An 11244-nucleotide genomic window follows, 5' to 3' on the forward strand; every position below is an offset into this window, starting at 1 on the left:
TATTAAAGGCGGAAGACGTGGCCAACAACCGGCCAAACAAAACCAGCACCGTTTAAACGGTGACATTCGTGGCGTTCGTGAAGTGCGTCTAACTGGCGCAGACGGCGAAGCTGTTGGTGTAGTAACAATCGCTGAAGCGATGGAAGCTGCAAATGAAGCTGGTATGGATCTTGTAGAGATCAGCCCTAACGCCGAGCCGCCAGTTTGTCGTGTGATGGACTACGGTAAGTTCCTCTTCGAGAAGAGCAAAGCTGCGAAAGAGCAGAAGAAAAAGCAAAAGCAGGTTCAGATCAAGGAAATTAAATTCCGACCTGGAACTGATATTGGAGACTATCAGGTAAAACTACGCAACCTGACTGGTTTCCTTGAAGACGGCAACAAAGTGAAGGTAACAATTCGCTTCCGTGGCCGCGAAATGGCTCACCAAGAAATCGGTGTTGACGTTCTTAATCGTTTGAAAGTAGATACTGAAGAATTTGCAGTTGTCGAATCTTTCCCAACGAGAATTGAAGGTCGCCAGATGATCATGGTGTTGGCCCCTAAAAAGAAGTAATTAACGGCTTTGCAAGTAATTGAACCCTGCAGCCTCAGGTTGCGGGGTTTTATTCGCCCTAATTACTATGTTATTAACAACTCAACAATGCGGAGTTATTCATCATGCCTAAGATGAAAACCAACAAAGGTGCTGCTAAGCGTTTCCAGAAAACTGCTGGTGGTATTAAGTTTAAGCACGCTGGTAAACGTCACATCCTGACTAAGCGTACTACTAAGAACAAGCGTCAGCTACGTCCGAACTCGATCCTTCCTAAATGTGAAGTTGCTCAAGTTCTACGTATGATGCCATACGCTTAATTCTTTTTAGTTTATAAATTCGTTTAGTTTAGGAGAAGCATAATGCCTCGCGTAAAACGTGGTGTACAAGCTCGTGCACGTCATAAGAAAGTTCTAAAACAAGCTAAAGGTTACTACGGAGCACGTTCACGTGTTTACCGCGTAGCTTTCCAAGCAGTTACCAAAGCTGGTCAATACGCTTACCGTGACCGTCGCAACAAGAAACGTCAATTCCGTCAACTTTGGATTGCACGTATCAACGCGGCATCTCGTCAAAATGGTCTATCTTACAGCCGTTTCATCAATGGCCTTAAGAAAGCATCTATCGAGATCGACCGTAAGATTCTTGCTGACATCGCAGTATTCGACAAAGCAGCATTTGCTGTTCTAGTTGAAAAAGCGAAAGCATCTCTATAATTTAGAGTTAGCTTAAAGGTTTAAGAAAAGGAGAACTTCGGTTCTCCTTTTTTATTGCCTGTAATTTAGCTTTGCCATATTTTCTCGCATCTCGCATCTCGCATCTCGCATCTCGCATCTCGCATCTAATTTTTTATTCGCTTGAACAAGCATTCTGATATATAAACATTTACCTAACCTTTAAATGTTAAGCGACCGAGATAAATGACCGCACCTACTACTATGACGTTCTTCGAACGTTTTGAAACCGATATCCTTTCAGGCAAAAAGACCATTACTATTCGCGATGAATCTGAGCGCGATTACCAGCCGGGCAGTGTTGTAGAAGTATCCACGCTAGAGCAGGGACGTGTATTCTGTAATCTTAAGATCATTAGCGTTGAACCAATCCTGTTTGATGACTTAGGTGAGTTCCATGCTCAGCAAGAGAACATGTCGCTGCAAGTTCTGAAAGATGTGATTCAAGACATCTACCCAGGTATTTCTCAGCTGTATGTTGTCTCTTATGAGTTGGTAGCTTAAGCCAGATTGGATTAGATTGACTAGCTAGGGATGGCGATTTATGAGTAATAACCAGCAGACACTACTTCAGCTTTACTGTCGTGAACAGCAAGACCAAACGTTACTGTCTAAGAATGACCTTGATAGTGAACTGAGCGAGAGTGCCGATTATTTAAAGTGGTGCGAGAGCAAAAGAAACTTTGTTGAAGAAGATGTCTTAGGGCGTACTTGGGTAAAAAGTTGCCCAGCAGGGTATATTACTGAGGTTCACTTTCATTCGGATGGCAGTCTAACGGAATACCGCTTGTTTGATCGGTTTGAAACTCAAGGTCATTGGCTGTTGAAAAGCGGGTTGCTGCAAGTTGAAATCAGTAAAGGTGACAATCGTTACCAGTTTGATGCGGTTGCGTGTAAAGACTTGAATATCCACTCGGCGGTGGAATATAAAAACCAAGAGCTTCACTCCTACCTTAAGCTTGTTCAGGTGGAAGCTAGTTAACTCGGATTTGACTCATCAAGCTCCAAAAGCAAAAAAGCTAACGTCAAACGTTAGCTTTTTTCATTTCGATCGAACCTTGATTGGCTACTTAGGCTTGGCAGCCCTTATGCGTGATAGTTTTCAAGTTCCTTGTACAGTTCTGAATCTACGTCGTCAGTAGAGCAAACTGTCAATAGGTCTTCAATAAAACACTTGAGAGCGCGAACTTCGATGCGTCGAATACCCTGTTGCTGCTCTTCAGTCAGGTAACCGTAGATAGTCGCCGCGCCAAAATCACCAAAGATCATTTGACCTTGTTCATTAACCAAGGTGTTGTGCGCATACAAGTCACCGTGGCAAACCTTGTTCTCATGCAGGTGATTAAATACATCAATCATTTGAGTAACGATGTTGTCGATTTGCGCGATTGGAAGTTCGAAACCTTCTGGGAAAGTATCACGCGTGCAAGTATCGAGTGTCGGTGGCAAGCCTAGGTTGTAATGGCAGCTTGGGATAAGCTCCATCACCAACGCAAGGTAATCTTGTTCGTCCACTTGCGCGATAGACTTCACTAAGTTGCTATGGTGACCAGCTTGAAGACACGCTTCTAGTTCATCATGTGGGTAACCGTCGCTTGTCACTTCGCCTTTGAATACTTTAACCGCCACTTCCTGAGGGAAATCAAAATCACTGTTTAACCAATTAGCATGAGATATCACGCCTGATGCACCTTGACCAAGCACTTGATTCAATGAGTAGCATTGCGAGCTTACTGCAGGCACGCTATCTAAGCTGCTCGGGTGTTTGCAAAATGGATTGCCCGCAAAGGCTAACCAAGCAAGTTTTGGTAGCTTAATAAGGAACTCAGGGAATTCAGTCAGTTGGTTTGCAGACAAGCGGACCAGTTCGAGGTTGGATAGGTCTTCCATACTCTCAGGTAAAGCGCGAAGCTGGTTGCCTGCGAGTGCTAGCTTTTGCAGTCTTGGTCTTTCACCCAGTGAGTTAGGCAGAACTTCGATGGCATTATCTGTCAGAATTAACCAGCGCAATTGAGCGGGTAGGGACTCTTCACTCACTGTTTTGATTTGGTTGGTCTTGAAACCGATCATTTCAAGCTTAGGAAGTGACCCAAGAACATCAGGAAGGTGCGTAAATAGGTTGTTCGAAGCGAAGATAATACGCAGGTTAGTAAGCTGTGCTAATTCTTGTGGAAGCTCTGATAGCTGATTCCCCGAAAGATCCAGAATCTCTAGCGAATCGGAGAGCTCTAAGATCTCTAATGGAAACTCGGTGAGACCTTCTGACAGTTTTAAGCGCTTAATACCTTTTAGTTGCCCTGATTTTAATTGTTCTAGAGTATGCAAACCTTAGCCTTATGAATAGATGTTCGAGGCGCGTAGTGTACTTGTCTCAAGTGAGAAAGGCGAGCACCGGAACGATGCTCGTTTAACTAAGCTTAGCGAATGAATTTACGAAGCTTAAAGTTGCATGTGATTTTGGCTTACGCCAACCTCCTCAACAAAATCGGTATCATGACTGACTAGGATGAACGCACCTTGATAGTCACGTAAAGCCGACGCCAATATTTGCTTTGAGTCGATGTCTAGGTGATTGTCTGGTTCATCGAGCAGCAGTAATGGCGAATCCTGTTTATGGCTGACGATCAACATCGCCAGTTTCATTTTCTCTCCACCACTTAGGTGAGCTACTTTGCGGTACACGGAGTCTCGCCTAAATCCAATGCCAGCTAACAAGGTGCGTGCGTCACTTTCCGTCATGCTGCAGCTATGTGCCATCAGGCTATCGAACATGGTGTCATTGGTGTCCAACAAACCAAAGTGCTGATCAAGGTACACCGTAGTTCCTAAGCGTTTGATGGTGCCAGTGTAGTTCGAGTGCTCGTTGTGAATCGCTTTCAACAGTGTCGACTTACCACAACCGTTTGCACCGGTTAGATAACAGCGTTCACCTTGTGACAGAGAAAAGTGGATAGTAGTACCAGCCCCATACTCAAGTCGGCAATCTTCAACTGTTAATAGCGCGTTCTTTTTCTTGCTATTACTCTGCTGTAGATACAAGGCCTGAGGTTTCAGTTGCTCTTGCTGTTCTTTAAGAAACTGAAGCTTATCTTGATTTTGCTCCTTTAAGTTATTTTGACTAATGGCTGATGCTCCTTGCGTTCGTCCGGCTCTATCTTTCATCGCATCCAATAATATCTTGGGTTGGCTGCCTGACTTTCGCAGTCGGTTTCCTTGCGCCTCTCGCTGTTGTGCTTTTTCTCTATTGGCTTGAGCTTGGCGTTCAAGTCGTCTCTTTTCGGATTGGTGATGCGTAATCTGCTTGTCCAATGCTTCATTTTGGCTCGATATTTGTTTGAAGTAGTCATCGTAGTTTCCTTTATAGAAACGTAATCCCAAACTGTTGAGATGGTAGATTCCTTCCATGTGCCTCAACAGGTTTCGGTCATGGCTAACCATCAGTATTTTGCCTTCAAATTGTTGGCACTGTTCTATTAACCAGCTACGCCCGTCATTGTCTAAATGATTCGACGGCTCATCGAGAATCAGTATGTCGTTATTTGATGTAAATAAGCGATGAAGTTGCAAGAGGGCAAGTTGGCCACCGCTTAATGTGTTGCACGGTGTGGCTAACTCACTGGTTATTTTCAATGTAGCTAAAAGCTGTTGAGTGCTTTCTTGCAAACCCCAATCGTCGCCAACGATATTGAAGTGCTCAAGTTCGCAGCTACCTTGTTCGATAGCTCGCAAGGCATTGAGCTTTTCGTTGATACCTAAGAAGTCAGCAATGTTGATTTCGCTATCCAAAAGCTCTGAAGATAATTGTGAGTAAAAGCCGATCGAACCTTGTCTGGAAACACTACCTGATGTTGGCTGTGTTTGCCCTGTGAGTAACGAAAGTAGCAGTGACTTTCCAGCCCCATTTCTTCCAACTAGTCCTGTAAGGCGCGTGCTCAAATTAAAGGTGATGTCTTTGAATAACCACTCGCCAGTATCAAGCTGACATGAGAGATTATTGGCTAATATAGTAGGCATAAGAATACCTCCCTTTACGTGTAAACGAGTAAAAGGGGTGAGGCGCTTTTCTACATAGACTCCAATGCAGGACTCTAACAATAAATCGCCAAAGACGTTACTTAGGTAGATGACCAATCAAAGATAGAAAATCTGTGATGAGATGAATTCTGTCTTTGAGGTACAGTTCTGCAAGATTCATGTTGTCAAAAGACGGATCTTTAAGAACTTGATTTGTCGCGAAAATAGATGACGAAGTAACGCCCACTAACCCCGAGTGTCCAAATGATTTTTATAAAAATAAATCGGATGTCAGGATGTTAGTACTTCATTATGGCGTTATTCTCTTTTGAAATGATGGTGGGATGTTACTGAAAGAGAGCGCTTAAAGTCAATATGGTGGTGTGATTAAAATGTATCCAAATAATTAAAGCGCCTCATGCCTATATAGATATAGCCATGAGGTGCTTTAGAGTGTTCTTTGAAAGCAAGAGCTTCAAATAATGTAAAAATTACAGGTTTTGTCCGCCGACAGCTCGCCAACACATGTCAAAGCTATCGCTGATGTACTTGGCTGACTGCTCTGGTGGTAACTCATTCTGCTCAATCAACCAGTTTGCACAAATCAAAAAATGGCTGTGGATGAAGTGCCTAACGAGATTAATGTCTAACACCATTAACTCACCGGCTTCCTGTCCTTTCAAAATGATATCATCGAGTGATGCGAACATCTGCGAGACAATGACTTCGCGAGTTTGAGTCGTTGGGTCAAAATGCACATTGGTGAAAAACTTCATGGCGACTGGGTTTTCTAATGCCCACTCAATCCCTGTCATCCACATGAATTTAAAGGCTTGATAGCGATTTTGTTCAGCGATTTCTGTGTGCTGAACAAGGGTAGAAAATAGCTCTATTTTCAGTTCACGAAACAGTTCATCAATCAGTAGAGATTTGTTCTCAAAGTGATGAAACAGCGTGGCTTTTGCTACCCCTGCGGTTTTCGCTATTTGACCTGTAGATGTGCCCTCTAACCCTTGTTGAGAGAAGAGTAGGAGCGCAGCATCTAGGATTTTTTGCCTTTTCGTAATCATCGATTCAGTACTTTGAACATCATTTTTTTGATTGGGTTGTTATATGGAGGGTGCATCAACTTAGTGAAATTGATTTTGCCTCGAGTCAATACGGTTTTCGCATGGCTGAAGGTTCTGAAGCCTTCAACACCGTGGTAGTGTCCCATGCCTGACGGACCAATACCACCAAACGGCGCGTCTTCTGCTGCGACATGTACTAGAGAGTCGTTAATACAAACACCCCCTGAATGAGTGTCCGATAGGAATAGGTCTTGAGTCTGTTTGTCGTGACTCATTAGGTACAGGGCAAGTGGACGTTCTCTTGTTGTGATGTAGCTGATTGCTTCTTCAATAGAATCATAAGGCACGATAGGAAGCACAGGACCAAACAACTCTTCTTGCATTGCCACCATGTCGTCATTCACTTCGGTGAGAAGGTGTGGCGTCATTCTGTGGTTCACGTCGTCTTGCGCTTGTTCGGTGACAGTATGTACTACAGCACCTTTTGATTGCGCATCTTCAACCACACCTTTTAATCGATTGTACTGACGCATGTTAACCACTGAGGTTAAGTCTTTGCTCTCAATTCCCGCTTTATACAGCTTCTTGAAGTAGCGTTTATAAGCCGTGATAAATGCATCGACTTTTTCTCTTGGCAGCAAGATGTAGTCAGGCGCGACACAGATTTGGCCTGCATTTAAGCTTTTTGCAAACAGGATACGTTCAACAGCGTCAGCCACATCAAAGTCAGGGGCGATGATGGTTGGAGACTTTCCGCCAAGCTCAAGTGTCACTGGCGTTAAGTTCGCGGCAGCGGCTTTCATGACGTGCTTACCTACCGCGGTTGAGCCTGTGAATAGGATATGGTCAAACGGCAGCTGGCTGAATTTCGCGGAAACATCGGCTTCACCTTCGATGATCGCCACTTGATCTTCACTAAAGCCTTCAGCCAACATCGCTTTTAAAACACGGTTGGTTGCAGGGGTAAACTCAGACATCTTAAGCATTGCAGTGTTACCTGCGGCCAATGCTGTGATGAGAGGCCCTAAAGCGAGCATCACCGGGAAGTTCCAAGGCACGATGATGCCAACCACACCTACCGGTTGATAATGCACAGTAATCTTGGCTGGTGTTAGCATCAAGCCGGCTTTTCGACGTGAAGGCTTCAACCACTTCTTAAGGTTTTTATCACTGTAATTGATCTGGTGTAGGGAAGGGGTGATGTCAGCAATTAAACTGTCGTGCTTTGCTCGATGGCCATAATCTTCTGATACCGCTTCAATTAACTGCTCTTGGTAGCGCATTAATAGTTTTTTCAAGACTGAGAGATCATTTCGTCTCTGCTCAAGTGTTGGATTAACGTTGTTACGGTAGTGATCTTGTTGTCGGTTGAACAGTTGATCCATGTCGTTGGTGCTTGACGTGTTTGGTTCAAGGTCTAGATTATGGCTCATAGTATCCCCTAAATTCGAAGGCTGACCGATTGGTCGGTCAGTTGAAATTACAAGAATATCCAACCGAATACAAGATGCGCGCAAGAAAAGTTCAATAATTGAGCGGCTACAACATTGAATTGGGCGATTTTTAGTAGGAAGAATGAAGTATTAGTAGGCATCGAATCGAGGGATACAAGCCGTGTTGGTGATAGCGAGAGTTGTGATCGGGAAGTGCGCATGTTTGTCACAAACCTGACTTAATATCACCAAATTAGCCAAGAATTTTAGGTGCAAATGCTATTTTATTCACCTAATTTTTTATGAGAAAGTGCTTTATATTTAATGCGCTTCAGCCTGCTTTTTGCCCTAAAACCTTGTAATTCCTTATCTGTCATTTTAAGTCGATCGGTCGATAAAAAAACGTAATCGTAACCACAAATATCAATGGTTGGACTCACTCTTAATAATATCGGTTAATGCAGCCAACAAATCGTTTTTGAACGTTTTTTGTTGGGTTATACCTCGCTATTCCAATGAGGTATCTTCTGTCGATGGCCCTATAGTGTGAGGTCTCTAGAATTGGAAAATTCGGTTAATTTGGAACGCATCCGTGCTGAGTATAATGTAAAGCACTGGAGCCAAGGTTTTTATGGAATTGATGACAACGGTGAAGTGTATGTTTCACCGAGCGAAACCGATCATCAAGTTCCCCTAAGTAAGATCGTAAAACAGTTAGAGCAAAGAAATATTGGTTTACCTGCTCTTGTGCGTTTTCCTCAAATAGTGCATCAACGTGTGCACAATATCTGTAACGCATTCAACCAAGCGATCGACGAATATCAGTACGATAACCGTTACCTACTTGTTTACCCGATTAAAGTTAATCAACAAAAAGAAGTGGTTGACGAGATCTTAGCGAGCCAAGCTCAATTAGAGCAGAAGCAACTAGGTCTAGAGGCGGGCAGCAAACCAGAACTATTAGCGGTATTGGCGCTGGCTCAAAAAGCGAGCTCTGTGATCGTATGTAATGGTTACAAAGACAGAGAATACATCCGTCTTGCGCTTATTGGCGAAAAGCTAGGCCACAAAGTATTTATCGTTCTAGAGAAATTGTCAGAGCTTGATCTTGTTCTTTCTGAAGCGAAAGCGCTTGGCGTTAAACCTCGTTTGGGTTTACGTATTCGCCTTGCTTCTCAAGGTGCGGGTAAATGGCAAGCAAGTGGTGGTGAGAAGTCGAAGTTTGGCTTGTCTGCATCACAAGTGCTTACCGTTATTGAGCGTTTGAAAGCCGAAGACCAACTGGATGTTCTAGAGCTAGTACACTTCCACCTTGGCTCGCAAATGGCGAATATTCGTGATGTGCGAAATGGTGTGAGTGAGGCGGCTCGTTTCTACTGTGAACTGCGTGATATTGGCGCTCAACTGAAGTTCTTAGATGTTGGTGGTGGTTTAGCGGTCGATTACGACGGCACACGCAGCCAATCTTCAAACTCAATGAACTACGGCTTGCTTGAGTACGCTCGTAACATCGTGATGACAGTAGGGGACATTTGTAAGCTCTACAATCAGCCACAACCTGTGATCATTTCGGAGTCTGGTCGCTCACTGACTGCGCACCATGCCGTGCTAATCACCAACGTGATTGGTACTGAAAGCTACTCGCCGGAAGACATGGCAGCACCAGAAGCCGACGCACCACTGTTGCTAAACAACATGTGGAAGAACTTCTTGGAGTTAGACGCAGGCAATGATGACCGCGCGCTGATTGAGATCTACAACGATACGCAAAGTGATATCGCAGAAGCACACAACCAATTTGCGACCGGCATGCTGAACCTTCAGCACCGTGCTTGGGCAGAGCAGATGTCTTTGCGCATTAACTACGAACTTAGCTCTCGCATGAGTACTAAGAACCGTTACCACCGTCCAATCTTGGATGAGTTGAGCGAGCGTTTGGCTGATAAGTTCTTCGTTAACTTCTCACTGTTCCAATCATTGCCTGATGCTTGGGGTATCGATCAGGTGTTCCCAGTATTGCCTCTAAGTGGTTTGGATAATGCGGACGAGCGACGCGCTGTGGTATTGGATATCACATGTGATTCTGACGGTACGATTGATCAGTATGTTGATGGTCAAGGTATTGAAACAACGCTGCCAGTTCCTGCATGGAACCCTGATGAACCATATTTGATGGGCTTCTTCCTAGTAGGCGCCTACCAAGAGATCTTGGGTGATATGCATAACCTATTTGGTGATACGCATAGTGTTGTGGTGAATGTTGATGAGAGCGGAGAAGCGAACATTGACTACATCAACGAAGGCGACACAGTCGAAGACATGATGCGTTACGTTCACATTGATATGGACCTAATTCGTCAAAACTACAAAGAATTGGTAACGGCGAAAGTACCAGCGCAAGAGCAGCAAAGCGTACTTGAAGAGTTAGAGCAAGGCTTGATGGGTTACACCTATCTTGAGGATTTTTAATGAACGATCTATTTACGAAACCAGATTACTCGCTGTACTCCAATGCGATGACGTTTATGCGTCGTCCTTTGGTGCAAAACCCAATCGACAACGATGCTGATGTGGTTGTATTAGGTGCGCCATTAGATATGGCGACATCTGGTCGTCCGGGTGCTCGCATGGGCCCTGATGCGATTCGTCGTGCTTCTGTGAACCTGGCGTGGGAAGGCAAAAAATTCCCTTGGGACTTCAATGTATTTGAACATACCTCAGTGATTGATGCTGGCGACCTTGTGTTTGATTGCGGTGATGCAGAAGACCTAACTCAGCGTTTGGAAGCAGCAGCTGACGCGATTCTAAATAGTGGTAAAACATTGCTAGGTTTAGGGGGCGATCACTTCATTACACTGCCTTTGCTAAGAGCGTATGGTAAGAAGTACGGTGAGATGGCTCTGATTCACTTCGACGCGCATACTGACACTTACAGTCAGGGCAGTCGTTACGATCACGGTACTATGTTCTACCATGCGCCAAATGAAGGTTTAATTTCGCCTGAACATTCAGTTCAAATTGGTATTCGTACAGAGTATAAGCAGGAAGGTCACGGCTTTAACGTTATTAACGCGATGCAAGCGAACGACATGAGCGTGGACGAGATCATTGCTCAAGTGAAAGGCATTGTTGGTGATAAGCCAGTTTACCTAACGTTTGATATTGACTGTCTGGACCCTGCATTTGCACCGGGTACCGGCACGCCAGTGTGTGGTGGTTTGAATTCAGATAAAGTGCTCAAAATCATCCGTGGCTTACAAGGTATCAACATGGTTGGTATGGACGTTGTAGAAGTTTCTCCAGCGTATGACCAAAGCGAGATTACAGCATTGGCTGGTGCGACGATTGCTCTCGAACTACTTTACGTTTGGACGGCGAACCGCCTCGCTAAATAGTAGTGTGTCATTGCTAACAGCATAACGTTATATACTGATTTTAAAGCCCACCAGGTTTTACTTGGT

Annotated in this window: 11 protein-coding genes; 7 read left to right on the forward strand and 4 right to left on the reverse strand. The window is 44.4% G+C overall.

Features of this window, described 5'->3' with window-relative positions:
• The first annotated feature begins 1 nt into the window (after nt 1).
• The 5 genes from infC (at nt 2) to CWO13_RS07060 (ending at nt 2248) form a co-directional block, all read left to right on the forward strand.
• Complete coding sequence (infC, locus tag CWO13_RS07040) at nt 2–553, forward strand: translation initiation factor IF-3 (protein ID WP_077680304.1); 552 nt, start codon at nt 2–4, stop codon at nt 551–553.
• 104 nt (nt 554–657) lie between these two features.
• The gene (gene rpmI / locus CWO13_RS07045; protein ID WP_004738430.1) at nt 658–852 is read left to right on the forward strand and encodes a 50S ribosomal protein L35; all 195 of its coding nucleotides are present in this window, start codon (nt 658–660) and stop codon (nt 850–852) included.
• A gap of 42 nt (nt 853–894) precedes the next feature.
• Complete coding sequence (rplT, locus tag CWO13_RS07050; protein ID WP_004733517.1) at nt 895–1248, forward strand: 50S ribosomal protein L20; 354 nt, start codon at nt 895–897, stop codon at nt 1246–1248.
• A gap of 204 nt (nt 1249–1452) precedes the next feature.
• Nucleotides 1453–1770 (forward strand): N(4)-acetylcytidine aminohydrolase, encoded by a 318-nt coding sequence (gene yqfB / locus CWO13_RS07055; protein ID WP_102480633.1) that lies wholly within the window; start codon nt 1453–1455, stop codon nt 1768–1770.
• 40 nt (nt 1771–1810) lie between these two features.
• Nucleotides 1811–2248 carry a hypothetical protein gene (locus CWO13_RS07060; protein ID WP_048663542.1) on the forward strand — a complete coding sequence of 146 codons (438 nt, stop codon included), beginning with the start codon at nt 1811–1813 and terminating at the stop codon, nt 2246–2248.
• Between the two features lie 104 nt (nt 2249–2352).
• On the opposite strand, the gene CWO13_RS07065 is transcribed toward CWO13_RS07060, so the two are convergent.
• From CWO13_RS07065 to CWO13_RS07085, 4 genes are all read right to left on the reverse strand, one after another.
• Nucleotides 2353–3591 (reverse strand): leucine-rich repeat-containing protein kinase family protein, encoded by a 1239-nt coding sequence (locus tag CWO13_RS07065; RefSeq protein WP_108082679.1) that lies wholly within the window; start codon nt 3589–3591, stop codon nt 2353–2355.
• Between the two features lie 114 nt (nt 3592–3705).
• Nucleotides 3706–5280, reverse strand: a complete 1575-nt coding sequence (locus tag CWO13_RS07070; RefSeq protein WP_108082680.1) for an ABC-F family ATP-binding cassette domain-containing protein — start codon at nt 5278–5280, stop codon at nt 3706–3708.
• Between the two features lie 491 nt (nt 5281–5771).
• Entirely contained in the window at nt 5772–6350 is a 579-nt protein-coding gene (locus CWO13_RS07080; RefSeq protein ID WP_048663537.1) for a TetR/AcrR family transcriptional regulator, read from the reverse strand.
• The gene (locus CWO13_RS07085) at nt 6347–7783 is read right to left on the reverse strand and encodes a coniferyl aldehyde dehydrogenase (protein ID WP_102431645.1); all 1437 of its coding nucleotides are present in this window, start codon (nt 7781–7783) and stop codon (nt 6347–6349) included. Before CWO13_RS07085 ends, CWO13_RS07080 begins: the two co-directional genes overlap by 4 nt.
• A 561-nt stretch (nt 7784–8344) precedes the next feature.
• On the opposite strand from CWO13_RS07085, the gene speA reads away from it, so the two are divergent.
• On the forward strand, nt 8345–10252 hold the full coding sequence (gene speA / locus CWO13_RS07090) for an arginine decarboxylase (RefSeq protein ID WP_032500248.1): 1908 nt from the start codon (nt 8345–8347) through the stop codon (nt 10250–10252).
• The gene (gene speB / locus CWO13_RS07095) at nt 10252–11178 is read left to right on the forward strand and encodes an agmatinase (protein WP_017105806.1); all 927 of its coding nucleotides are present in this window, start codon (nt 10252–10254) and stop codon (nt 11176–11178) included. The genes speA and speB overlap by 1 nt, the downstream gene beginning before the upstream one ends.
• Nucleotides 11179–11244: the final 66 nt, after the last annotated feature.

The sequence above is a fragment of the Vibrio sp. ZF 223 genome (genome assembly GCF_003050585.1).
In the GTDB taxonomy this organism is placed as follows: Bacteria; Pseudomonadota; Gammaproteobacteria; order Enterobacterales; family Vibrionaceae; genus Vibrio; species Vibrio crassostreae.

Coding starts and splice junctions, on each gene's coding strand:
- CWO13_RS07070 (WP_108082680.1), bottom strand. CDS start 5,280: ATGCCTACTATATTAGCCAATAATCTCTCATGTCAGCTTGATACTGGC.
- CWO13_RS07080 (WP_048663537.1), bottom strand. CDS start 6,350: ATGATTACGAAAAGGCAAAAAATCCTAGATGCTGCGCTCCTACTCTTC.
- CWO13_RS07060 (WP_048663542.1), top strand. CDS start 1,811: ATGAGTAATAACCAGCAGACACTACTTCAGCTTTACTGTCGTGAACAG.
- rplT (WP_004733517.1), top strand. CDS start 895: ATGCCTCGCGTAAAACGTGGTGTACAAGCTCGTGCACGTCATAAGAAA.
- speB (WP_017105806.1), top strand. CDS start 10,252: ATGAACGATCTATTTACGAAACCAGATTACTCGCTGTACTCCAATGCG.
- CWO13_RS07085 (WP_102431645.1), bottom strand. CDS start 7,783: ATGAGCCATAATCTAGACCTTGAACCAAACACGTCAAGCACCAACGAC.
- rpmI (WP_004738430.1), top strand. CDS start 658: ATGCCTAAGATGAAAACCAACAAAGGTGCTGCTAAGCGTTTCCAGAAA.
- yqfB (WP_102480633.1), top strand. CDS start 1,453: ATGACCGCACCTACTACTATGACGTTCTTCGAACGTTTTGAAACCGAT.